Annotated in this window: 16 protein-coding genes; 12 read left to right on the plus strand and 4 right to left on the minus strand. The window is 43.2% G+C overall.

Annotated features, from left to right (window positions below; genetic code table 11):
* Positions 1 to 618 precede the first annotated feature (618 nt).
* The 6 genes from putA (at position 619) to guaD (ending at position 12,393) form a co-directional block, all read left to right on the plus strand.
* Positions 619 to 3,876 carry a bifunctional proline dehydrogenase/L-glutamate gamma-semialdehyde dehydrogenase PutA gene (gene putA, locus PSYCG_RS05680; protein WP_020443342.1) on the plus strand — a complete coding sequence of 1,086 codons (3,258 nt, stop codon included), beginning with the start codon at positions 619 to 621 and terminating at the stop codon, positions 3,874 to 3,876.
* A gap of 11 nt (positions 3,877 to 3,887) precedes the next feature.
* Positions 3,888 to 4,577: a 1-pyrroline-5-carboxylate dehydrogenase gene (locus tag PSYCG_RS05685; protein WP_020443343.1), complete on the plus strand. Its 690-nt coding sequence runs from the start codon at positions 3,888 to 3,890 to the stop codon at positions 4,575 to 4,577.
* A 772-nt stretch (positions 4,578 to 5,349) separates the two neighbouring features.
* Positions 5,350 to 7,008, plus strand: a complete 1,659-nt coding sequence (locus tag PSYCG_RS05690) for a xanthine dehydrogenase small subunit (RefSeq protein ID WP_020443344.1) — start codon at positions 5,350 to 5,352, stop codon at positions 7,006 to 7,008.
* A 164-nt stretch (positions 7,009 to 7,172) separates the two neighbouring features.
* A complete protein-coding gene (gene xdhB, locus PSYCG_RS05695; RefSeq protein ID WP_020443345.1) occupies positions 7,173 to 9,743 on the plus strand; it encodes a xanthine dehydrogenase molybdopterin binding subunit in 2,571 nt (856 codons plus the stop codon).
* Positions 9,736 to 10,722 (plus strand): xanthine dehydrogenase accessory protein XdhC, encoded by a 987-nt coding sequence (xdhC, locus tag PSYCG_RS05700; RefSeq protein ID WP_144061755.1) that lies wholly within the window; start codon positions 9,736 to 9,738, stop codon positions 10,720 to 10,722. The genes xdhB and xdhC overlap by 8 nt, the downstream gene beginning before the upstream one ends.
* A 213-nt stretch (positions 10,723 to 10,935) precedes the next feature.
* Positions 10,936 to 12,393: a guanine deaminase gene (gene guaD, locus PSYCG_RS05705; protein ID WP_020443347.1), complete on the plus strand. Its 1,458-nt coding sequence runs from the start codon at positions 10,936 to 10,938 to the stop codon at positions 12,391 to 12,393.
* A 160-nt stretch (positions 12,394 to 12,553) separates the two neighbouring features.
* Here the strand turns inward: guaD and PSYCG_RS05710 are convergent, their stop codons facing one another.
* Positions 12,554 to 13,726, minus strand: a complete 1,173-nt coding sequence (locus tag PSYCG_RS05710) for a cupin domain-containing protein (protein ID WP_020443348.1) — start codon at positions 13,724 to 13,726, stop codon at positions 12,554 to 12,556.
* Positions 13,727 to 13,857: 131 nt separating this feature from the next.
* Between PSYCG_RS05710 and PSYCG_RS05715 the strand changes: the two genes are divergently transcribed.
* Positions 13,858 to 14,043: an NF038104 family lipoprotein gene (locus tag PSYCG_RS05715; RefSeq protein ID WP_011513481.1), complete on the plus strand. Its 186-nt coding sequence runs from the start codon at positions 13,858 to 13,860 to the stop codon at positions 14,041 to 14,043.
* A gap of 130 nt (positions 14,044 to 14,173) precedes the next feature.
* Here PSYCG_RS05715 and purB read toward each other — a convergent pair whose 3' ends face one another.
* The 3 genes from purB to mnmA form a co-directional block, all read right to left on the minus strand.
* Positions 14,174 to 15,565, minus strand: coding sequence for an adenylosuccinate lyase (gene purB, locus PSYCG_RS05720; RefSeq protein ID WP_020443349.1), 1,392 nt, complete (start codon positions 15,563 to 15,565; stop codon positions 14,174 to 14,176).
* 80 nt (positions 15,566 to 15,645) lie between these two features.
* Entirely contained in the window at positions 15,646 to 17,484 is a 1,839-nt protein-coding gene (locus PSYCG_RS05725) for a hypothetical protein (RefSeq protein ID WP_020443350.1), read from the minus strand.
* 55 nt (positions 17,485 to 17,539) lie between these two features.
* Entirely contained in the window at positions 17,540 to 18,766 is a 1,227-nt protein-coding gene (gene mnmA, locus PSYCG_RS05730; protein WP_020443351.1) for a tRNA 2-thiouridine(34) synthase MnmA, read from the minus strand.
* A gap of 252 nt (positions 18,767 to 19,018) precedes the next feature.
* Between mnmA and ispF the strand changes: the two genes are divergently transcribed.
* The 5 genes from ispF (at position 19,019) to PSYCG_RS05755 (ending at position 24,192) form a co-directional block, all read left to right on the plus strand.
* Positions 19,019 to 19,525, plus strand: a complete 507-nt coding sequence (ispF, locus tag PSYCG_RS05735) for a 2-C-methyl-D-erythritol 2,4-cyclodiphosphate synthase (RefSeq protein WP_041772248.1) — start codon at positions 19,019 to 19,021, stop codon at positions 19,523 to 19,525.
* A gap of 149 nt (positions 19,526 to 19,674) precedes the next feature.
* On the plus strand, positions 19,675 to 20,025 hold the full coding sequence (grxD, locus tag PSYCG_RS05740) for a Grx4 family monothiol glutaredoxin (RefSeq protein WP_011280514.1): 351 nt from the start codon (positions 19,675 to 19,677) through the stop codon (positions 20,023 to 20,025).
* Between the two features lie 255 nt (positions 20,026 to 20,280).
* Positions 20,281 to 20,808, plus strand: a complete 528-nt coding sequence (locus PSYCG_RS05745; RefSeq protein WP_020443353.1) for a hypothetical protein — start codon at positions 20,281 to 20,283, stop codon at positions 20,806 to 20,808.
* A gap of 276 nt (positions 20,809 to 21,084) precedes the next feature.
* The gene (mnmG, locus tag PSYCG_RS05750; protein ID WP_020443354.1) at positions 21,085 to 22,983 is read left to right on the plus strand and encodes a tRNA uridine-5-carboxymethylaminomethyl(34) synthesis enzyme MnmG; all 1,899 of its coding nucleotides are present in this window, start codon (positions 21,085 to 21,087) and stop codon (positions 22,981 to 22,983) included.
* A gap of 249 nt (positions 22,984 to 23,232) precedes the next feature.
* On the plus strand, positions 23,233 to 24,192 hold the full coding sequence (locus tag PSYCG_RS05755) for an AEC family transporter (protein ID WP_020443355.1): 960 nt from the start codon (positions 23,233 to 23,235) through the stop codon (positions 24,190 to 24,192).
* Positions 24,193 to 24,231 lie beyond the last annotated feature (39 nt).

The following is a 24,231-nucleotide window of genomic DNA, read 5'->3' on the forward strand; positions in this document are numbered from 1 at the left end:
TTGATTCCTAAAACAATTAATCATAAATAGTAAATCAGAAATTATAACCAAAGCGTCACGTTTGTGAATGCGTTAATAACTGTTTGTTTTTTAACACTATTATAATTGGCTAAAATGCGTAATATTGTTAGTTTGAAAATTTATTTCATGGTAATATGCGGATATTAAGCGCATCACCTCAATCAACGCCGTAGAGGTTTTTCTTATCAGTGAATCAGCATTGCATATTGCCACTTTATATTGCAAACACTCTCCTTTCACTACTAACAAGAAGAAGGCACTAATGCCGCTTAGTTTTATGTTGTTGCCTTTGTATTGTTGACGTAGTCCGTTGCACAGTCAAACGATCTACTTGACCTTTTCCAGCTTATGCTGGATTTTCTCGTTTTTTAATATTGTCGTGTGTTCTGTTCATTGTTATGTATGTTATCGACGCCGAATCACTCACACTGCTTACTAGCTGATTGTGATTGATTACTGTTTTCGATAGGGTAGATGATAAAACGTTTCAATACTTTAGCGTTACGACGTTGTTTTAGCGCCACAATATTTAAAAGTTTCAATGTTAAAAAGCCTCAGCGCATCACTTATGATGGATTTTCAAGTTATGGAGTTGTTATGAACCCAGTAGAGCAATTTACCCCGCAAGAGCCGATTTTATTTAATCCTATTGATTTGTTATCACCAGAATATATTGCTCAGTCATCAACAGAGCTACATGCGCGTATATCGCCTTTGTATAGCGTGGATGAAGAGCGCTGGTTGACGCAGTTATTGCCACTTGCTAAACCGACAGATGCCGAGCGTGACAGTGCAGCTACGCAGACGCGTCAGCTGGTTGAGCATGTGCGTAATGATGGTAAAGCGGTAAAAATGGTCGACTCATTATTGCTTGAGTACAGCTTGGATACCCAAGAAGGTGTTTTGCTCATGAGCTTGGCGGAAGCCTTGATTCGTGTGCCGGACAATTACACGGCTGATGCGCTGATTCATGACAAGATGAGCGTCGCTGACTGGAAAAAACATTTAAAAAATGACAATGGTTTTATGGTTAATGCCTCAACGTGGGGCATGATGATGACAGGTCGTGTGGTGAGTATCGATAGTGATACCACGGCATCTGGATTTTTGGATCGTATGACCAAAAAGATGGGTGAGCCTGTTATTCGTAGTGCTATGCAAAAAGCCATGCGTATCATGGGACACCAGTTCGTACTTGGCGAAACGATTGAAGGCGCTAATAAAAATAGCCAGCCATATCGCAATAAAGGTTATACCTACTCATTTGATATGTTGGGTGAAGCGGCAATTACTCATAAAGATGCTGAAAAATACTTTAATGATTATTTGCATGCTATCAAAGCCACTGCAAGTGTGAAAGTTAAAGAGGGCATGCCGAAGCCGTCAGTCTCGATCAAGCTGTCTGCATTGCATCCGCGTTATGAAGCCACGCAAGAAGCGCAAGTCATGGGGCTGTTGCGTCAACGCTGCTTACTGTTGATTGAAGCTGCGCGTGAGGTAAATGTTGATATCAGTATTGATGCCGAAGAAGCCGATCGTCTTGAGATATCGCTAAAACTATTTGAATCTCTATATCGCGACAATCTAACAGCGGATTGGGATGGTCTTGGCTTAGTTGTACAAGGTTACTCAAAGCGTGCAATTGCTATTTTGGCTTGGCTGGCACGCTTGGCAACTGAGGTTGGCGACCGTATTCCTGTACGTCTAGTAAAGGGCGCTTATTGGGATACAGAGATTAAGCTTGCTCAGCAAAAAGGTCTATCAGGCTATCCGGTCTGGACGCGTAAAGAAGGCACGGATACCGCTTATCTTGCCTGCGCGCGTTTCTTATTATCAGAGCATTTGCGTGGTCTTATTTGGCCACAGTTTGCAACGCACAATGCGCACACGCTTGCTTCAATCATGACCATGAGCTCGCACAGAGACTTTGAGTTCCAGCGTCTGCATGGTATGGGTGATGCGCTTTATGACCATATCTTACAAGCTTATCAAATCCCTGTACGTATCTATGCACCGGTTGGCGCTCATAAAGATCTGCTGCCGTATTTGGTACGTCGATTGCTCGAAAACGGTGCCAATAGCTCGTTTGTCCATCAGTTATTAGACAAGTCTTATCCAATTGACAAGCTAACTGTACATCCGTATGACAAGCTATTAACCAATGCAACGCTACACAATCCAGATATTCCATTACCGCTAGCTATCTATGGTGCACGCCGTGCCAGCTTTGGTCCCAATATCTTTGTAGAATCGCAGTGGATACCGTTTAAAGCAGCTATCGATACGCATATACACAAAACATGGTCTGCGACTTCGGTTATTAATGGCAACGCAGTCAATGACAATACGGTAGATGGCAACACTCATCAGCTTGATAAGCAAGCTGTACGTGCGCCTTGGAACCATGAAGTAATAGCTGGTGAAGTCGTCTATGCCAATGCTACTATCGCACAGCAAGCAATTGCGGCGGCAGTCGCTGGACAAGGCGAATGGCAAGCGGTTGCTGCTACTAAACGTGCCGCTATATTGCGTAAAATAGCGGACTTGTATGAAGAAAACTATGCAGAGCTGATGGCATTATGCCAAGTTGAGGCAGGTAAAACCTTACAAGACAGCATTGACGAAATCAAAGAAGCGGTTGATTTTTGCCGTTTTTATGCTGATGAAGCTGAGCGTTTAGATGATGTTATTTATGAGTTTACCGATTTGGCAGGCAAGCCATCGCGTCAAGTTTATAAAGCACGTGGCACCTTTATTTGTATCAGCCCATGGAACTTTCCATTGGCTATTTATACCGGTCAAGTAGTTGCAGCACTGGCTGCAGGTAATACCGTAGTGGCAAAACCTGCCGAACAGACGAGCTTAATCGCTCATTTCGGTGCGCAGCTTATGTATCAAGCTGGCGTGCCAGTAGAAGCATTGCAACTCGTGATTGGCGCGGGCGACGTTGGTGCTGCATTGACTGCTGCGGACAATATCGCAGGTGTTATCTTTACAGGTTCGACCCAAACGGCGCAGCGCATCAACCAAAGCCTAAATGCCCATGCTCAAGTCAGCGGTGAGCTGCCTGTCTTTATCGCGGAGACTGGTGGACAAAATGCCATGATTATGGACTCAACGGCATTGCCTGAGCAAGTGGTTAGAGATGCAGTATTATCTGCCTTTGGTTCAGCAGGTCAGCGCTGTTCAGCATGTCGTATCTTATGTGTACAAGAAGAGATGGCAGATGATTTGATTGAGCTATTGCAAGGCAATATGGCTGAATTAATCGTTGGCAACCCGCTATACGCGACCACAGATGTGGGTCCTGTGATTGATATTGACGCCAAGCGCGGACTTGAAGCCCATATCGAACGCATGCGTGCTGAGCCAACGGCTACGATTTTGGCGCAGACACCGATGAGTGACAGCTCAGAAGTCAGTCAAGATCAAGCAACGTTCGTATTGCCAACGGCCATAGAAGTAAAAAGTATCGATGTGATCGGCGGAGAGCATTTTGGTCCTATTTTGCATGTACTGCGTTATGAAGCACGTGATCTAAATAAGCTGATTGATGCGATCAATGCGACGGGTTTTGGTTTGACCTTGGGCATCCATAGCCGTATTGAAAACACGGTAGAGCATATCGAGCGCCGTGCCTTTGTCGGCAATACTTATATCAACCGTAACCAAATCGGCGCGGTCGTCAACGTACAGCCGTTCGGTGGCTGCGGTCTATCGGGCACAGGTCCCAAAGCAGGTGGTCCACATTATGTCGCCCGTCTGATGAGCTTAACGACAGAGCAGTTGGCTAATGAGCAAGTGGCTCTGATAGACAATACCGCTGCAACCCGTACTCAAACAATAATCGCATAAGGAGTAGCACTATGGCGACTGAATTCAAAAAAAATCATGGCCAAGTTTGTGAAACTTGGCGTTTGCTTGGCGCAGTGAATCGTGCCACTTATCTGCAAGAAGCCGCACCAAGAATGGCATTATTAACCGGTGATGCCAATAAGGCAAAGCGTCTGTTCAATCATTTATTGAGCGCCGCACCCATGCTTGACGAAGAGCACCGTATGACTGGTGCTACGGGCGAGTCAAATGACTTGTACGTGACGGGTCGCGGTAAGACGATGGTTGTTGGCGGCGAGTCTGCTCGCGCTATGGCAGTGCTTGGGCAATTGCTAGCAGCATTATTAACGGGTAATGAGGTGATATTGCATTGCCCAAGCCAAGATGAGATGTGCATTGAAGCGGCAAAAATCCTCTATGAGGCTGGCATCAGTGATGATGTGCTGAGTGTCGCCAATGACTCACAAACCGTCACGCTTTTATACATCGATCGCCTTGCGCAAGTTGCCGTCTCTGGTAATCGGCAAGAGGTGCAAGCGGTCAGTCAAGAGCTTGCCAAAACTGATGGTATGTTGACGCAAGTTATTAGCGTCACTGATATGGACGGATTATCAGAGATGCTAACGCCTGATTATCTATACCGCTTCGTCACTGAGCGTGTAAAAACCATTAATACCACTGCCATTGGCGGAAATGCAAGCTTGTTAGAGCTTGGTACATAGAAGTAACAGCAATAATTTAGTACAGGCAACCAATAATCTTATAAGAAGTTAAAAGATTAGCTTATTGCCAATAAAGAAATAGCTCGAATAGTAAAAATGACGATCAGTCATTATTCCCAAATATTTGGTGAGTAATTTCTGGTCGTTTTTTTATGCTTAAATTTAGAGGTAGGATAGGTAGGATAGGTAGGTGTTTTAGTAAATATTCACTTTAGTAATGAAGTTTCTTGGCTTTTCAACCAAAATAAGGTATTTTTTGAGTTGTAAGTTAAACAAAGATGGTGATAATATAAGTTAACCGTTTAGTCAGCAATTATTCACTAAATGGTTAATAAATCCCTTTAACACGGAACGTTGACGTAAGCTAAACCTCGAAAGCATGTTTTAACGGTGCTTATATTCCTCGATTTTCCGATAGAGTAGTCGTCATTAAGACGATACCCAAACCCTTGATAATGCTTTTGTATTTACTAAAGATGCTCATAGATCATAGGTAAATTAAAAAGTTCAAACCGCAAACAGATTAAGCCTGAGCAAGTCAGTAGTCAGATAGGCAGTCAGCTTATTCAATACAGTTATAACTCTCAGTATTGATGTAGGTATGATGATCATCATCGTATAAATTTTATTAACATGGTAATTAAGTACTCACTTAAGGGCAGCGCATTTGTGTGCAGTTATCCTTTAAGATACTGATTGTTAAGATTTTATGATTCGATTAAAGATAAAGCAGTTTTTTATCTTCCTTTTATTCTGACAGCTGAGCATTGCTATGATTCATTTTTATTTGAACGGTCAATATAAGCAATTAACTGACCTCAATCCGAATACCACGGTGCTTGAGTATTTGCGCTTGCACGAACGCCAGACTGATACCAAAGAAGGCTGCGGCAGTGGCGACTGCGGCGCTTGTACGGTGATGGCGCAGCGCTTACCTAGCAGTGGTGAAGATTCTTCTGATTTGCCTTTTTATACCCTTAACGCCTGTATCACGCTACTGTCATTGATGGATGGTCATCATATAATGACGTCAGCTTATATCGCGGACAATCCTGAACATCATCCAGAACGTGCTTTATTGCACCCAGCGCAGCAAGCAATGGTCGAATGCCATGGCTCGCAGTGCGGGTTTTGTACGCCTGGATTTGTGATGACGCTGGCCAGCACCTACGAGAATCATCGTCTGCAAGTCGCAAAAGGAACCATTAAAGATGATTTAAGCTACGATGATATCGTGGCTTCAATTGGTGGGAATCTTTGCCGCTGTACCGGCTATCGTCCGATTATCGAGGCGGGTTTGGCAATGAGTGAGATTGGTAGACAACGCGATGCTGATCAGACGATCGCCAAAGACTTGACCATCAGTTTAGCGACAGATGCGATGGCAAATAGCAGACAAACCGTTTCAAGCGAAATGGGTACTATTGAGCCTGCGCTTACTCAAGGGTCACGTAAGTTATTCATTCCACAGTCTGTTGCTGAGCTCAATCAAGTGCTCGCTACCCATCCAAAAGCGACCATTTGGGCAGGTGGTACGGACTTAGGTTTGAGTGTGACGCAACACTTGGTTGATCACGATATTATCGTACAACTGTCAGCGATTGATGAGCTAAAATCTTGGTCACTACAAGCGTTAAGCTTAAATACCGATGAGCAGTCAAAAGGCGATAGCGAAGTAGAGTTTTTAGTATTGGGTGCTGGCATGAGCTATAAGAGCATGCTACCTGCGCTTGAACAGCATTTCCCTGCGTTTGCCAATTTGTTTGAACGTATTGCTTCTCCACAAATCCGTAATATGGGCACTATCGGCGGTAACGTCGCTAACGCTTCACCGATTGGCGATTTGCCTCCCATTCTATTGGCATTAGATGCTCATATTCATCTGCGTCATTGTGCCGCTATTGACAATGCTATCAACAGCGCTACTGACAATCTCAATGTTAATAATGTCCATTCAAATCAAGTATCTAGTATTGATGAAATCATTCCTTTATCTAAATTCTTTTTAGATTATAAAAAGACCAAACTACGTGCTGGTAGTTACGTGGTTGCCCTTCATATTCCGCTGATGCAAGATCATCAGTATCTCTATATTCATAAGATTAGTAAGCGTTACGAAGATGATATCTCAGCGTGCTTGCTTGCTGCGCGACTTGATTTGTCAGCGGATGGCATGACTATCCAAGATGCAAAATTTGGACTTGGCGGCATGGCGGCGATACCTTTATTGGCAGCAGAATGTCAGCAGGCACTAATTGGACAAGCAGTAAATGTTGCCAGTTTCGAGCAGGCAGCACAAAGGCTACCTAATGATGTCTCACCGATGACCGATGTGAGAGCCAGCCGAGAGTATCGTATGCATGTGATGCAGCGGTTAATCATTAAGTGTGGCAAGCAATTGGTTGCTGATGTGCAAACGGTAGATGCGTAAGTAAACATATAGTAAGTAAGCTCGGCAAGGGCTAAATAGACGGCCCTAGCGTTTGAACTTGCTTGATTATGCTAACTCACCTAACTTTCGCATCGCTAAAAGATACAGTCAAAACGCTATTGTTAGAGAGATAGGTTTTGCTAAAAATATAAGAGAGAGCCATTATGAGCCACCATTCTTCATTATTTGACAGCTACAGTACCCGCAGACAGCGTCCACCAAAAGACAAGATTGGCACCCAAGCCAAACATGACAGTGCTATTAGTCACGTTATGGGCACTGCCACTTATGTGGACGATATGCTAAAACCACAAAACACCCTGCATTTAGCAATTGGTAAAAGTGCTCACGCGCATGCTCGTGTATTGAATATGGATTTGAGCGCCGTACGAACAGCAGACGGGGTCATCGATGTCATCACCTTTAAAGATTTACCAGCCAAGACTGATATCGGAGCAGTGTTTGATGGCGATCCACTCATGGTCGATCAGATCACAGAATATGTCGGTCAAACGCTATTTACGGTGGTTGCCACCAGTCACCGTGCAGCAAAAAAGGCAGTGCTCAAAGCCATTGTGGAATATGAGCCGCTGCCCGCAATCCTCACTATTGATGAGGCGCTAAAGCAAGAGCAGTTTGTACGTCCAAGTCACTTTATGACGCGCGGTGATGCTCAGGCTGAGCTTGAGAATGCACCTACTCGTATTGCAGGGCATATTCATATGCTGGGGCAAGAGCATTTTTATTTGGAAGGGCAAGTGTCTTATGTTATTCCTTGTGATGATGGTGGGCTTGAAGTCTATACTTCCTCACAGCATCCGAGTGAAGTGCAGCAGCTGGTCGCCGAAGTGGTCGATTTACCTTTTCATGCCGTGACGACAGTTGTGCGCCGAATGGGCGGCGGCTTTGGTGGTAAAGAAACGCAAGCTGCGGCATGGGCGTGTCTGTGCGGTATCGTTGCCAAACGCCATAATGTGCCAGTTAGTATGCGCTTAGACCGTCAAGATGACATGGTCGTAACTGGTAAACGTCATGAATTTGCCAATCGCTATGAGGTCGGTGTCAATGATGCTGGTCAAGTGCTTGGCGTTGATATGCAGCTATCAGGATTGTGTGGCTATTCACCAGATTTGTCCGATGCCATTGTCGATCGGGCGATGTTCCATTGTGACAACGCCTATTATTATCCAGCGGCTCAAATCGCTGGTCATCGCTGCAAGACTCATACAGTATCAAATACCGCTTATCGAGGTTTTGGTGGCCCACAAGGTTTGCTAACTGCTGAATACATGATGGATGATATCGCCTACAGTTTGGGCAAAGATCCTTTGCAGGTACGTTTGGCAAATCTATATCAAAATGGTCAAAGCACCCATTATGGGCAGCCAATTGAGCATTTTGATTTGGCGACTATTATGCAGACGTTAGCTGATGATAACGATTATGCTAAGCGCCGTGAACAAATCACAGTCGCTAATCGAAAAGCTGAAGCCGAAGGTAGTGACAAACGTTTTGGTCTGGCTCTAACGCCAGTCAAATTTGGTATCTCATTTACGGTACAGACGCTAAACCAAGCGGGTGCTTTGGTACATATCTATACCGACGGTACGATTCAAATCAATCATGGTGGTACCGAGATGGGGCAAGGGTTATATATCAAGATTGCTCAAATCGTTGCCAATGAATTCGATGTCGACTTGGATACCGTAAAAGTAACCGCAACTCGTACCGATAAAGTGCCAAATACTTCGCCAACAGCGGCGTCGTCAGGTACTGATATGAATGGTAAAGCAGCACAAAATGCCTGTATTACTATTAGAGATCGCTTGGTTGAATTTGCTATTGAACATTTTGACGTAAGTGCAGAGGATGTCAAATTTGAGCGTAATCATGTCCATATCGGTGATAAAGAAACACTAACCTTTGCTGAAATGGTGTTACTCGCATATCAGCACCGCGTTAGCTTATCGTCTACTGGCTACTACAAAACACCAAAGATATTTTATGATCGCTCAAAAGCGTGGGGTCGCCCATTTTTTTACTTTGCCTTGGGTGCCTCTTGTTCTGAGGTTGAGATTGATATTTTAACGGGTGAATATAAAGTATTGCGCTGCGATATCTTGCATGATGTTGGGCAGTCGATTAATCCTGCAATTGATATCGGTCAGATTGAAGGCGGTTTTGTTCAAGGTATGGGCTGGCTTACTGCTGAAGAGTTGGTTTGGGATAAAAAAGGAAACCTTGCGTCAAACAGTGCCGCCAATTATAAAATTCCAACGGCGCATGACTTACCAAAACAATGGAGCGTCAAACTGTTCGAGCGCAAAAACGAAGAGCAGACTATTTATAACTCCAAAGCCGTTGGCGAACCGCCATTTATGTTAGCAGCCAGTGTTTGGTGCGCGATTAACAACGCGATTGCAAGCTTAGGTGATTACCAGAAAAACCCTGAGCTGACCATGCCGGCAACGCCAGAAGCGGTATTAAAATCGGTCATGCGTATGCAAGGTCAAGAATGGGAAATCGCTTCTAAAGCGGATACAGATACGATTACTAGCCTAACAGTAACCGATGATAATTGCGGTATTGATGATGATAAAGTCAAGCCGCAGCAAGTCGCACACGGTAAAGATATTAATCCAACAGAAGTCGAAGGTAAGCTAACGGATGATCAGCCTGAAGCGATACAAAACCCAAATGTATCAACGGCTCGCGGACCGGCACATAGTGAATAAGTCCCTAATCACACCGATGCCACCAACAAAGTGGTATGACGGGCTGGCGCAATATCAGCAGCAAGGTATTGCGCATATTTTGGCGACAGTCGTTGCAGTCAATGGCTCAGCACCTCGTGAGCTTCAATCAAAAATGATCGTGACGCTTGATGCATGCTGTGACACCTTAGGCGGCGGTAGCCTTGAACATGACGTGACGATAACCGCTAGGCAATTGCTAAATGGCGAAATTAATGGCACTGACGCTAGAAGCACGCAACCGTTAAAAGAAGGTAAGTCTGCAAAGGCGCAGGCAGTACGCCGCGATGCCGTATACACCAAGCATTATCCATTGGGCGCTACATTGGCTCAATGCTGCGGCGGTAGCGTCACGGTCATGTTTGAATGCTTTAATGTAACGCCGCCTATGACTTTACTGGTATTTGGTGCAGGGCATGTAGCAGCTGCGCTAATGAACATTCTTGCCGAGCTACCTTGTCAAGTTGACTGGGTAGACAGCCGTGCTGAGATGTTTGAGCGTTATCTAACCCATAATCCGGATACTGTAGAGGGGCAAGTGACTTATCAGTTGCCTACTCACATTCGCCCGCATCTTGATGAAGATCCAGTCGATTTTGTTCAACCGTTTGTTGCCAAGAGTATTAAAAGTGCTTCAATAAATGCGTCAATGAAAAAAGGTACTCAGTACTTTATTTTGGTCATGACGCATGATCATAGCCTTGATTTTGATTTGGTCCGTGCCACGCTCGATTCTTATGTAAAAATTGGCATCGATAGCAGCTCATTACCTTACCTTGGCTGTATCAGCTCGGCAACCAAAGCCAAGCGTTTCAGAGATCGCCTGCTACAGCGTGACTACAGTGAGCAAATAGCCGATAAATTGACCATGCCTATAGGACTTAATACTGGCGGAAAAGAGCCAATGGCAGTCGCGATCTCTATCGCGGCGCAAGTTATGCAGCTTTATCATGATTTATAACTAACATTTATCTCAATTAAAATTTTTTTAATTCTCTATTTATCTGTCTGCCTTAAATGCATTAATACATCGTTCTTAGCTTCGTCAGCCATCATAAGAGATAGGCTGCGCTCAGCAACTTTGTGCTTGTATTTCTTTGATTGTATTAGGGTAGACACATAATATGTATGAATTTTTAACCAAACTACTTATCTATTATTGTGAGATTTTTTTATGACCATACATATTTATCAAGCACAATTATTGCATTATTTAACGGAAGAGAATCTGGCGGCAAGAGCCAAGCATACCCATGTAGAGACGGCTGATTTAACCAATGATAGTTTAACCAATGCTGAGCGTCCTAGCATTACGGTGGTCGATAAAAACGTTACTTTGCTGCCAGTGGTGGCAGGCGTCAAGGTTTATCCTGAGTATATCGCCAATGGTGCTTTGGTGGTCGATGATGCGACTGGTCGCGTTGTAGATTATGGCAGCTGTGCATCAATGATGTCGCAGTACGGCAACGCCAGTCGTCAAGAGGGTCAAGCGCCAGTACAAATTCACGATTATCAAGATAAGCTTATCATGCCAGGCTTTATCGACACCCATGTGCACTATCCGCAGATAGATATGATTGCTGCCTTTGGCGAGCAATTACTTGATTGGTTGAACAATTATACCTTTGTGACCGAAGCCAATTTTGGTGATGCAAAGATTGCTGATGATACCGCAAAATTCTTTTTAAACCAGCTGCTTGCTAACGGCACAACAAGCGCCTTGGTATTTTCAACCAGTCATCCGCAGTCAGTAGAATCATTCTTTAACGAAAGCAGCCGTCTGAATACTCGTATGATTACGGGTAACGTATTGATGGATCAAAACGCGCCTGAGCATCTGTGTGTACCAACAGAGCAGGGCATCCGTGATACACAAAATATCATCGATAAATGGCATGAGCGCGGACGTCAGCATGTGGCGATTACGCCAAGATTTGCCATAACGTCAACGGCAAAGCAATTACAAATGACCGGTGAGCTGTATCGTAGTTATGATAGTGTTTATCTACAGACACATCTGGCTGAAAACCTTGATGAAATCGCTTTTGTACGTGAGCTTTATCCCAATCATAAAGGTTATTTGGACGTTTATCATGATATGGGCTTACTTGGCAGGTATACGACGTTGGCGCATGGCATCCATCTCTCGACATCAGAATATGAAGTGCTACGTGATACTGGCACCCAAATAGCCCATTGCCCAACGTCCAATTTATTTTTAGGCAGTGGACTGTTTGATTTGTCCAAAACCCTAAGCTATACCGGCGTTAGTATCGCAACCGACGTCGGTGCAGGTACTAGCTTATCGATGCTGACCACTTTATCAGAAGCCTATAAAGTTCAGCAATTACAGAGTAATCCGCTATCAGCGCATCAAGGCTTATATCAAATTACTTTAGGCAACGCGCAGTCATTGTTGTTAGACGATAAAATCGGTAACTTTATGCCAAATAAAGAAGCAGATTTTGTGGTGATAGATATGGGAGGCACTGATTTAATGGAGCGCCGTATGACACAGACCAAGTCGCTTGATGAGCAGTTATTTGTATTGATGATGTTAGGTGATGATAGGGTGATTGAAGAAACGATTATCGCTGGCGTGAGTCGTTATAAAAAAGCGGTTGCTACATAAAGGGAAGTATTAAAAATATTTTTTTGCTTAAGTTAGAATCTTTACATAAAAATCAGCGCCTATTTATTAAGACATTCAAATCTTAGTAAATAGGCGCTGATGGTTTTTAAATAATGCTTAATAGCCAATGTACTATAAAAACTGGCTAATAACTATGGCATTACTCTGGATGATTCATCCATATCCAACCATTCTCTAACCATTCCATCACTTCATCAGGGTCAATCCCTTCCATATCGTCAAGGCTTAAATGCTCGCCATTAGATAAGCGTACCAGTAGTGCTATCGATGTTTCATGCAAATCATCTAGGCGTTGCCCATTGGCATATAAAACGATGTCATTATCCGCCTGGGTGTATAACAAACGATTGCTGTAATCTGCTTGCAACGTCGCGCCAGTTGCCAATGCTGCTATCATCTCATCAGTCGTCAGCGACTCCTCAGGGACAAGCACATCATATTGACGCTTGCTGACCACTTCAGACACGGCTTGGCGAATAATCGTATCACCGCGCTCAGATTGGAGCAGTTGTAATAATTGAGTTTTAATCGCCTCAATGCTGTCAGTCTTTAACTCCCCTGACGCTTGCATAGCTTGTGGTAATAACATCGGTATAAATAAAGCGCTGTCATTGGTCGCGATATCGGCAAGGCTATCAATAATTTGCATCAAGTTTGGACGACGGCAGCCAAAGGAAAAGGTTAGGCAATCATCTTGCGCTACGCCAAAATGTGCTAATTTTGGTGGCACGTATAGCACATCACCGGCTTCTAAGATTTCATCAAAGATAATCTCGCCCATATCATCAAATAGACGTATCGGCTCATCGGCAACAAATTGGGTCTGCTCATCACAAAACTTACCTAACTGCCAACGCCTAGAGCCAAACCCTTGCGCTAGAAATACATCGTAATCATCATAATGCTTGCCAACCGAGCCGCCTTTTGGCGCATAAGACACCATAATATCATCGCGCTGCCACTGCGGTATAAAATCAAGCGCCTGCCATAATGCGCCAAGTTCCGGCGACCATTGCTCAAGATTTTGTACCAGTACTGACCATTGCTCAGGTAAGTTATCAAAGTCGGCTTCAGTTAGTGGGTTCTTTTTAAGTTGCCATTGCGGCTGACCTTCTTGTTTGCTCGCAGCTTGAGTCAGTAGCCTTGCAGTAGCGTCTTCATCTATGGCTAAGCCTAAGATATCTCCCGGCTCAAACATACCAATTAATTGCGGTAAGCCTTGCTTAATCAATAGGGGTTTTTTTTGCCAATAATCGCTTAAGAATTGCTCAGGAGTAATGGTATTCGGTAAACAAAGGGGGATAGAAGTCATAGATAAATCCGTATGGTTAACTGGTTATAAGATTAATAGAAATGATGGCTTTATAGGCAGGATTTATTAGTTTATGATTATTGCTTATCTGATGACTGTCATCAGAGCCTATAATTATTCTTAGGACATTTATGAAAAAATTGCATTTTATCGTTATTATTGCCAGTATGTTTTTGCTGCAAGCTTGTGTACATAAAATTGTTACTGTACCTGCTAAAATCGCTTATAAAACCACTAAAGGTGTGGTTAAAGGTACGGTCGCTGTGGGTAAAGCTATCATACCGGGCGATAGCAGTGATAAAGACGATAAAGAATAAAAACCTCACCCATCAACTATGTATTTTAAAAAATAATAGTGTTTAGAGTAAGGTTTTTATTAAGATATAAATGAGTGCTCATTTATATCTTTTTTTGCATTTGATAGAGATGAGCTGAGCTGATTGCCAGTTAAATTTTAGCAATCCATTCTTTAATCGTGCGTGCTTGTTCAGCCGCATTACCAATATAAGTAGCAGGCGTCATTTCACGCAAACTGTTTTTATCGCTTTCACTGACTGCCGATAATTCATCGCCCTCAACAAAAGTAAGCATCGCTTCACGAGTCATGGCATTACCACGGGTAAGAGCTTTAAGCTTCTCGTATGGGTTTTCAACACGGTAGCGACGCATCACAGTTTGAATCGGCTCTGCTAATACTTCTTGCGCATTATCTAAGTCATCATTTAAGCGCTGCGCATTTAATTCAAGTTTGCTGACGCCTTTGAGACACGCATCATAAGCAATCATGCTTTGTGCTAGACCAACACCGATATTACGCAACACGGTAGAGTCAGACAAATCGCGCTGCATACGTGAAATCGGTAGCTTTTCACCCAAATGAGCCAGCATGGCATTAGCTACACCCAAATTACCTTCAGAGTTTTCAAAGTCAATCGGGTTGACTTTATGCGGCATGGTAGAAGAACCCACTTCACCATCTTTTAGGCGCTGTTTAAAATAGCCTAAGCTAATATACTGCCAAATATCACGGTTAAAGTCGATTAGGATGGTATTAAAGCGTTTTACTGCGTCAAACAATTCAGCGATATAATCATGCGGCTCAATTTGCGTGGTATAAGGATTAAAGGTCAATTCTAAACGTTCATTAATGAATTTTTCAGCATGATTCTGCCAATCAACGTCAGGATATGAGGCGTAGTGAGCATTATAGTTACCGACCGCACCATTGATTTTACCGAGCAACTCTACCTGACCGACTTGCTTAATTTGACGAGCAAGGCGATAAGCAACGTTTGCCATCTCTTTACCTAGAGTCGTCGGGCTTGCCGTTTGACCATGAGTACGTGAAAGCATCGGTTGATCAGCATGGATAATTGCTAGATTAACGACGCTATCCGTTACTTCTTGCATTTTAGCAACGACGATTTCGCGGCTGTCTTTGAGCATGAGTGCGTAAGATAGGTTGTTAATATCTTCACTGGTACAAGCAAAATGAATAAATTCTAATGAATCTTCAAGTGCTGCCTGACCACGGAACTTGTCTTTGATGAAGTATTCGACCGCTTTTACATCATGGTTGGTCGTTGCTTCGATGTCTTTGATCGCTTGCGCGTCAGCTTCGCTAAAGTTATCTACGATAGCATTTAAAAACGCATTGGTATTGGTATCGAATTCTGCCAACTCACCAATCGCGCTATTATCAGCCAATGACTGTAACCAGCGAATCTCAACGGTCACACGCGCTTTAATCAGACCAAATTCTGATAAATAAGGGCGCAAGCTATCGGCTTTGGATGCATAGCGGCCATCGATTGGGGAGAGTGCGGTAAGTAGATTCATATCATTGCCTCAAAAGTTATTGAAATTACAGCTGGTTAAAAAAATGTAAAAAATGATTTAATCTGAAAAATCATCATGTATTAATTAGATTGCGTTGTACCATACTTAGTATTGAAGTAAAAGTCGTAAGATGATTTTGCCGCTAGAGTAAATATTTTGGTTTTAATTAAACCATTGTTACCGATAGCCACACTATCAGAAGCATAATCATTTGGCTTATAAAGTGGCGCAATCAGTTTTGAGTCGATTACGGCCCCCTTTTCTCCCTTCTTTTGAAGCATATCTTGCATTATGAAGTTATCAATAGAAAGGTTGGCGCGATTGGTTGCCGTAATTTTATAGGCAATACAGTTTCCAGGCTCAATATTATCAATAGGTTTAGTACTAAAACCACTATTAGGGTTGTCAGCAGCGGTATTGCTAATAGTGGGGTAATCAATAGTCGCCGGACAGCTATTTACATATTGGTATTTTATAAGTACTAGAGCAGCATTTTCAGCAGCGACTCTACCAAAATTATTGGTATCATAAAAATATTTGTTCGTCACTAAATCCACTTGTTTTTTACTATTAGTAGTGCGAATAGGGTGTGTATTCGTACTGTTTTCTTCTGTCAAACAGACAGTGTTTTTGCCGCTCAGATTGGCAATGGGCGTTCTAAGTTGATATTGCCCAACACCAGTCATAGGTAAATTTTCACTAGCGTAAACTATATCTGAGTTGTTGCAATCGACTAGTTTAATAGTACTGTTAGAAATTCCGCTTTCGGAGACGGTATCAAAAATACCGTTAAAGTAGCCAGAGTTATTGACTTGTGGATTGGTATTACCACCATTATCGTTAAATACTGTTCCTGAAAAAAAATAATAGAGAGGTTCGCTTTCTACCCCGAAGCTGATCCATTCATTATAGGTTTCTCCAACCACATCCGCTTCAATAGCACTATTACCTCTCATGATGCCTTCGTAAGTTAAGGTGACAGTCTTGGCATTTTTAACCGCAAGAACATAGTTGCTGTCCGTATTAGAGATACCATAGCTGACGTAGCTGCTATTATTAGCTATGATGTCGTTTACATTCAATGCCCGATAAGTCGTCTGATTATTGGGACTGGTAGAGGTTTCTTTTAGAATATTGGTAAAGGTGGGCATAGGGGGCAAGGTACCTCTTTTTTGACCAGATGCAAAAGATACTTGTCCACTACTATTGGTAGTAGGCGTAAACGAGCTACTATTACCACTACCGTTAAGCGCAGTGATTCCGTAATAATATAAGCCGCTATCCCCACCATTTGAGCTATCGAAGCGTAGCTGTGGCAAGGTAACCGTATTGTTAGAGCTAAAGCTATTTCCAGCCAGTTTTTTACCCATAAAATAATCACCCATGGCATTATAAAAATAGGGGACGTTTGGATTATTTCTGATGGTAGCTTGCGCAGGTGTACTAATTTGACTATTTTGGGTGAAGCTTAATGTTTGACGTGCAATCTCTGAGTTACCACCTATTGAATAGCTAGCTTGACCAACTTTTATGGTATGTATAGAAGCATTGTCATCAGGAGTAATAGTAAAGGTGTACTTGAACTTATCTCTATCAATACTAGTATTAGAATCATTCCTGATTTCAATACCATTGGTGCGCGTACCACTAGCTGGTGTTATCTCAGCGCTATTGTTATAACCAATATTTTCATTGCGAACTAAAGTAAAACTACCGGTAGCACCAGAACCTGCTGCTACATATGTGCCAGAAGCAGTACCAGCCGAAGCATTAGAGCTGGTAACGGTCATACTACCCATATTTGTTGGTGCAGCCTGCAAATTAAATGACGCCGCCATAAAAGTAAGCGTAAGACCTCGCTTCGCCCATAACGAAAAAGAAGTTGGAAGAGTACGTAAAACAAAAAAGCGAGCGGTCATTCAATATCCTAAAAACAAAGGCAAATCATTTTATTAATTAAGGATAAATGAGGTGTCAAATTCCGCAAGGCGCATCAATACAGGCAATCACGCCGCCGCCTAGACAAACTTCCTCGATATAAAATACCGCTGATTGACCGGGAGTAACGGCACGTTGTGGCTCATCAAATACCACTCGTACCTCACTACCATTTTCATTGTTAGCAAATACGGTACAAGCTTGGTCAGGCTGACGATAGCGCGATTTCGCCATACAACGTAAGCCATCTTCGCTAAATATATCTGCAGGCGGTAAACCCTCGACCCAATCGAGCTTATAAGCTTGTAGCTCATTACTCAGCATCATCGGATGCTCATGACCTTGACCGACGATAAGACGGTTGTTATCTAAGTCTTTTGCGAGCACAAACCATGGTTCTTCGGGACGATCTTTCACTCCGCCAATACCAATACCACCGCGCTGCCCTAATGTATAGTACATAAGACCATCATGCGTACCGATAGTAATACCATCATCAGTGACGATATCGCCTTTTTGTGCCGGCAAATACTGCTGTAAAAAGTCTTTAAAACGGCGCTCGCCAATAAAACAAATACCAGTCGAATCCTTTTTATTGGCGGTAATAAGGTCATGCTCTTCAGCGATTTGACGAACGACTGGTTTTTCGAGCTCACCAACTGGGAATAGGGTTTTGGCAAGCTTGTCACCGCCAACCGCATGTAAGAAGTAGCTTTGATCTTTATTATTATCGAGCCCACGTAGCAATTGAGCCACTTCAATACCGTCATTATTCTTATAGTTCACACTGCGCCGCGTATAGTGACCAGTGGCAATGTAATCGGCACCAAGCGTTAATGCATAATCTAAGAATGCTTTAAACTTGATTTCTTTATTACATAAAATATCGGGATTTGGCGTGCGACCCGCTTTATATTCCGCTAAAAAATGCTCAAAGACGCGATCCCAATATTCCATGGCAAAGTTGGCGGTATGCAGTTTTATGCCAATTTTGTCGCACACTGCTTGCGCGTCCGCTAAGTCATCCATCGCCGTACAATATTCGGTACCGTCATCTTCTTCCCAGTTCTTCATGAACAGACCTTCGACCACAAAGCCTGCCTGCTGAAGCAATACGGCAGACACAGAAGAGTCGACTCCGCCTGACATGCCAACAATCACATGCTTAGTGCTAGGATCATTGATATCGACAAGCGTTAGAGGGCGATGGGCGTCAAAAGAAGCAGAAGCTGATGTGTTAGAAGCGTTTGGTATGGCTGACATAAAGCGGCTCAACTATTTATACGTTCTCCAAAATACATATTGACGCCAAAATTATGCAATGACTACCATGCGTAGTCTCAGCAGAACGACGTCGGCTTATCTTTTGGATTGGGTATTATGATAAAATAAGCGTCATATTATACCAGTTAATTGAAACTGGTGGCGAGCTATGGCATCTTACTGGCGGTAAAATCGCTTTAAAAATTTAGATAATGGTTTTCAATTATCCTAATCACCATTAATTTACTTGGAATGATAATGATAAAAATTGGTCAAGGTATTGATGTTCATGCGTTTCATAATAATGGTCAACAGCAGCAATATGTGGTGCTGGCAGGTGTGCCTATTGATCATACGCACAGCTTACTTGCGCATTCTGATGGTGATGTAGTACTGCATGCACTTGCTGACGCTTTGCTTGGCGCCTTGGCACTTGGTGATATCGGACAACATTTTCCAGATACCGATGCGGCAAATGCGGGTTTAGATTCACGCGTACTACTTCGTTATGTGTATGGCAAAGTTTTGGCCGCAGGTTATATGTTGGGTAATGCTGATATTACCGTAATGTGTGAGCGCCCAAAACTGGCACCATATAATTTAGCCATGCGCGCTAACATCGCTAGTGATTTGCAGACCGATGTGGGTAATGTCAGTGTTAAGGCAACCACCACTGAAAAATTGGGCTTTACCGGTCGGCAAGAGGGTATTATGGCCAATGCCGTGGTATTATTGGTGCCGAATGCGCTTGGCGTTTAATTCTCAATAGTATATCAGTGCGTATGATTATGGCTGTCAGCTTTCAAAACTGCTTGCAATATGGTTAAGATTGCCCCATGTAGCAGCCACATGATAAATTTAATGTTACCTGTCTTTTTTATAAATAGTTTTAATTAATAGGAGTTTTTATGAGTGAGCAAACCCCAAATACTGCTGCCAACGATATTGAACAACTGATTCGTAACCAAATCAAAGACAACAAAGTCATTCTGTATATGAAAGGCTCACCGCAGTTCCCACAGTGTGGTTTCTCTGCCAAGGCGATTGAAGTCTTGACACAAATTGGTCGCCCATTTGCTTTTGTCAATATCTTAGAAAATCCAGAAATCCGCGCAACGTTACCACAAATTGCTAATTGGCCAACTTTTCCGCAGCTATGGATTGATGGCGAATTGATGGGCGGATCAGACATTATTTTACAAATGTATCAATCAGGCGAGCTTAAGCCTTTGGTTGAAGCAAATAGCCCAGCTGCTTAATATCGAGAGCACTTTATATCGACGTTTAATGCTTGAATATCTAAGTGGCATTAAAATGTTGATATAATTGACATTCGATCCTAAGTACCCAAATCCGAGTCGCCTCATTAAAGGTTGCTCGGATTTTTTATTTTTTAATATTGACAGTCAGCAAGTTCAATTGTTTTTGTCAGCTTTATCCCCATATAATTCTTAATATCGATGTTCAATACCTCGAAACATTAAGAAACATTGAATCAATAATAAGAGAGTTCTATGACTAACGAATTAAATAGCCAAACCACTCAAATACAAGATGCCGAGCAAGCTGCGATTGAAAAACGTCGCGAGCACTTAAAAAATGAATCCACGCGCATTATTGAAATCGCTGGCAATGAGCCACATTCAGCGCTTAAATGTATTCATCAGCTTAGCGTGGCAGGCGGCGCAACAGAAGCCACTTATATTGCGATTGAACAGCGTATTGTCGCGGATCAAGATGCTGCGGGCGCTTATCATTTGGCATTATTGGCACAGAATACGCCAGATTTACCCATTGATGCGCGTCAACTTATTGAACTGGTCGTTAATAAAGGCGACAACCAGCAGCGTTTAGCATTGCTAAAAAACTTGCCACTACCACCCGTTGAGACGATTAAACAGTATATATTGGCGAGTGATGATGGCGATGCGATTGGGCAGATGAATGCTTATTTACAGATTAATCCAGAAGGCTATGGCAGCCAACATATGCTGGCGAGTGGGCAGGCGGATCGTATTGTGCCGCTTAGTCCTGGCAAATAAGCCCTGACACATAAAGGTTGGGAATGAGCATTGGTAAATGCTGTCAACGTTAATCAAAACTTCTTGATCGTTAATCTCAATAGTTTTTCGTATAACGTTTTTTAAATGATAAAAAATTGTTATAATTAATGGTTATCTATTCAGCTAATAGCGGCTTGTTCTATATTCTAGTCGCTATTTCTTTTTTAAATTCGACTGACACTTATCTACCCAGTTCCTGTTATTAAATAATAGCCTGTCGCTAAGCATAGCGTGATCAGTCAAGTGAGGCATTACATGCAATACCCAAAAAATTACGACGTGGTGGTGATCGGTGGCGGTCATGCTGGCACAGAAGCTGCTTTGGCGGCCGCACGTATGGGCGCGCAAACCTTGCTGTTGACGCATAATATTGAAACGCTGGGGCAGATGAGCTGTAACCCTGCGATTGGTGGTATTGGTAAATCGCATTTGGTGCGTGAGATTGATGCACTTGGCGGCGCAATGGCACTGGCAACAGACAAATCTGGCATCCAGTTTCGAGTACTTAACAGTCGTAAGGGTGCCGCTGTACGAGCCACTCGAGCGCAAGCAGATCGTATTCTTTATAAAGCCGCCATTCGTCATACGTTAGAGAATCAGCCAAACCTTGATATCTTCCAACAAGCAGCCGATGATATTCTAGTTGAAAACGGTCGTGCCACAGCGGTTGTGACTGCTACTGGTATTATTTTTAATACGCAAACGGTCGTGTTAACCTCAGGTACGTTTTTAGGCGGGGTGATTCATATTGGTCTTGAGAGCTCAAAAGGTGGTCGCGCAGGCGATCAACCTTCTATCAAGCTTGCTGATCGTTTACGTGAGCTGAAACTCCCTGTTGGTCGCCTAAAGACAGGTACGCCCGCCCGTATTGATGCGCGTAGTGTTGACTTTAGTGTGATGACGGTACAGCCGGGTGATACTCCGCTACCGGTAATGAGTTATATGGGCGATGTGTCCATGCATCCTGAACAGGTCAATTGCTATATCACTCATACCAATGCCCGTACCCATGATATCATCCGTGAAAATCTAGACCGCTCACCGATGTTCTCTGGCAAAATCGAAGGTGTTGGTCCACGTTATTGTCCATCGATTGAAGACAAAATCCATCGCTTTGCGGATAAAGACAGCCATCAGATATTTATCGAGCCAGAAGGCTTGACTACGCATGAGCTATATCCGAATGGTATCTCAACCAGCTTACCGTTTGATGTACAGTTAGAATTTATTCATAGTATGAAAGGCTTAGAGAACGCTCATATTACCCGTCCAGGCTATGCGATTGAATACGATTATTTTGATCCGCAAAACCTAAAACCAACGCTCGAAACCAAATCGATTGACCGCTTGTACTTTGCCGGTCAAATCAATGGTACAACTGGCTACGAAGAAGCAGGCGTACAGGGTTTATTAGCTGGTACCAATGCCGCTCTAGTCACTTGTGAAAACAATGAGTTTGATGTCTGGACACCACGCCGTGATGAAGCCTATCTTGGCGTGCTCGTTGATGATTTGATTACGCATGGCACGACCGAACCATACCGCATGTTTACCAGTCGTGCAGAGTATCGCTTATTGCTACGTGAAGACAATGCTGACCAACGTTTGACTGAAACTGGTCGTAAGCTTGGCTTAGTAGATGATGTGCGCTGGCAAGCGTATGAAGAAAAAATGGAAGCCATTGCTTCAGAAACCGCACGCCTCAAAGATATGTGGGCAACCCCTGCCAATGCATTGGGCAAAAAAATCACAGAGCAAACGGGCGAGGTGCTATCCAAAGAGGCAACAGCTTTTGATTTGCTCAAGCGTCCGCAGATTCATTTTGCTGATATCGCTGCCATCACTGATTCGAAAGTCGATGCCCAAGTGGGAGAGCAGATTGAAATTTCTGTCAAATATGCAGGCTATATTGATCGTCAGCAAGAAGATATTGATCAGATGAAGAGATTGGAGAATACAGCGCTACCAATAGATTTTGATTATAGTGTAGTATCTGGGTTGTCCAATGAGATTGTCCAAAAACTTGCGCAAGTCCGTCCGTCAACATTGGCTCAAGCGGGACGTATCAGTGGTGTCACACCGGCTGCTATCCAGCTACTAGCAATGACGGTCAAGAAACAGAAAAAAGTAAAAGCAGCATTAAACGCGTCATAATAATGTATCAATGACTTAAAAAATAGAAAAGCAAAAAGCCTATACCGAGAAGTCGTTATGGGCTTTTTTATTGCCAAAATACTACCGTTGTTAAAAGAAAGAGGTGTACTCACTTGTCTTGGTTGCTGCTTTCTCTTTATACTGGCTCTACGAATTACCAACTCTATTATTATTACTTACATCTTTTTTATTAATTTACCTCGCTATTGTCCACATTATGATGGGCTTGTCACTAAACTGAGCCTATTTATGATTGATGCCATTATTTTTGCTATGACCATCGTCTTGCCCAACCTTGCCTTAATGTGGTTAGGTTTTTTTATGAAAAGACGCGGTGAGGCGGATCAGGTGTTTATCGATCAGGCCTCTAGTTTCGTTTTTAATTATTGTCTGCCCTGTCTGCTGTTTTTTAGTGTGGTCGATAGTGATGTGGATTATGCGAAGCAAGTGGTATTGATAGGCGCTGGTATTGTGGTGACCTTTATACTGTTTATCGGCTCTGAGCTCTATGCCAAGCGCTTTATCAGCGACCCTGCCAATCAAGGGGTTTTTGTGCAAGGTATTTTTCGCAGCAATATGGCGATTATTGGACTGGCAACCGTTGCCAACGCCTATGGGACGACTGGCTTAAGTATTGGCGCGGTATATATGGGTGTGGTGACAATACTGTTTAATATCTTAGCGGTGATTACGCTCAGCCGAGTGTCTAAGAGTTCTGAAGATACTTGGCTCAGTCGTAGCACCATGATTATTAAAAAGCTATTTACCAATCCGCTCATCATTGCACTCGTTGCAGCCTTTACTTATAAAGCGTTGCCACTACCACCGATAGCGGGTGTGATTCATATCACCGGTGGGCTATTAGCAGCAGTTGCTTTACCGCTTGCCCTGATTTGTGCCGGTGCCAGTATTAATTTGAAATCGATGTTGCATCCTTCTGGACTTTCTATGCAGGCAAGTATTGGACGCATTATTATTGCACCGTTGGTTGCTATAGCGGTTGGTTTTACTTTTGGCTTAACGGGCGTACATATGGGCGTACTGTTTTTGATGGTTGCTTCACCAACGGCAGCAGCAAGCTATGTGATGGCAAAAGCGATGGGTGGTAACGATATTTTAGCGGCTAATATTTTGGCATTTACGACAGTAGTTGGTATGTTTGGCATGGCGATTGGCGCAGCAATATTACGCGCTATGGGGCTGATTTAACCACTGCTTAATGGATGACTACATATTTATAAAACAGTG

It is taken from the genome of Psychrobacter sp. G, assembly GCF_000418305.1.
Classification (GTDB): domain Bacteria; phylum Pseudomonadota; class Gammaproteobacteria; order Pseudomonadales; family Moraxellaceae; genus Psychrobacter; species Psychrobacter cryohalolentis.

Coding starts and splice junctions, on each gene's coding strand:
- PSYCG_RS05690 (WP_020443344.1), top strand. CDS start 5,350: ATGATTCATTTTTATTTGAACGGTCAATATAAGCAATTAACTGACCTC.
- xdhB (WP_020443345.1), top strand. CDS start 7,173: ATGAGCCACCATTCTTCATTATTTGACAGCTACAGTACCCGCAGACAG.
- PSYCG_RS05685 (WP_020443343.1), top strand. CDS start 3,888: ATGGCGACTGAATTCAAAAAAAATCATGGCCAAGTTTGTGAAACTTGG.
- PSYCG_RS05755 (WP_020443355.1), top strand. CDS start 23,233: ATGATTGATGCCATTATTTTTGCTATGACCATCGTCTTGCCCAACCTT.
- PSYCG_RS05715 (WP_011513481.1), top strand. CDS start 13,858: ATGAAAAAATTGCATTTTATCGTTATTATTGCCAGTATGTTTTTGCTG.
- PSYCG_RS05725 (WP_020443350.1), bottom strand. CDS start 17,484: ATGACCGCTCGCTTTTTTGTTTTACGTACTCTTCCAACTTCTTTTTCG.
- putA (WP_020443342.1), top strand. CDS start 619: ATGAACCCAGTAGAGCAATTTACCCCGCAAGAGCCGATTTTATTTAAT.
- guaD (WP_020443347.1), top strand. CDS start 10,936: ATGACCATACATATTTATCAAGCACAATTATTGCATTATTTAACGGAA.
- purB (WP_020443349.1), bottom strand. CDS start 15,565: ATGAATCTACTTACCGCACTCTCCCCAATCGATGGCCGCTATGCATCC.
- mnmG (WP_020443354.1), top strand. CDS start 21,085: ATGCAATACCCAAAAAATTACGACGTGGTGGTGATCGGTGGCGGTCAT.
- grxD (WP_011280514.1), top strand. CDS start 19,675: ATGAGTGAGCAAACCCCAAATACTGCTGCCAACGATATTGAACAACTG.
- PSYCG_RS05710 (WP_020443348.1), bottom strand. CDS start 13,726: ATGACTTCTATCCCCCTTTGTTTACCGAATACCATTACTCCTGAGCAA.
- PSYCG_RS05745 (WP_020443353.1), top strand. CDS start 20,281: ATGACTAACGAATTAAATAGCCAAACCACTCAAATACAAGATGCCGAG.
- ispF (WP_041772248.1), top strand. CDS start 19,019: ATGATAATGATAAAAATTGGTCAAGGTATTGATGTTCATGCGTTTCAT.
- mnmA (WP_020443351.1), bottom strand. CDS start 18,766: ATGTCAGCCATACCAAACGCTTCTAACACATCAGCTTCTGCTTCTTTT.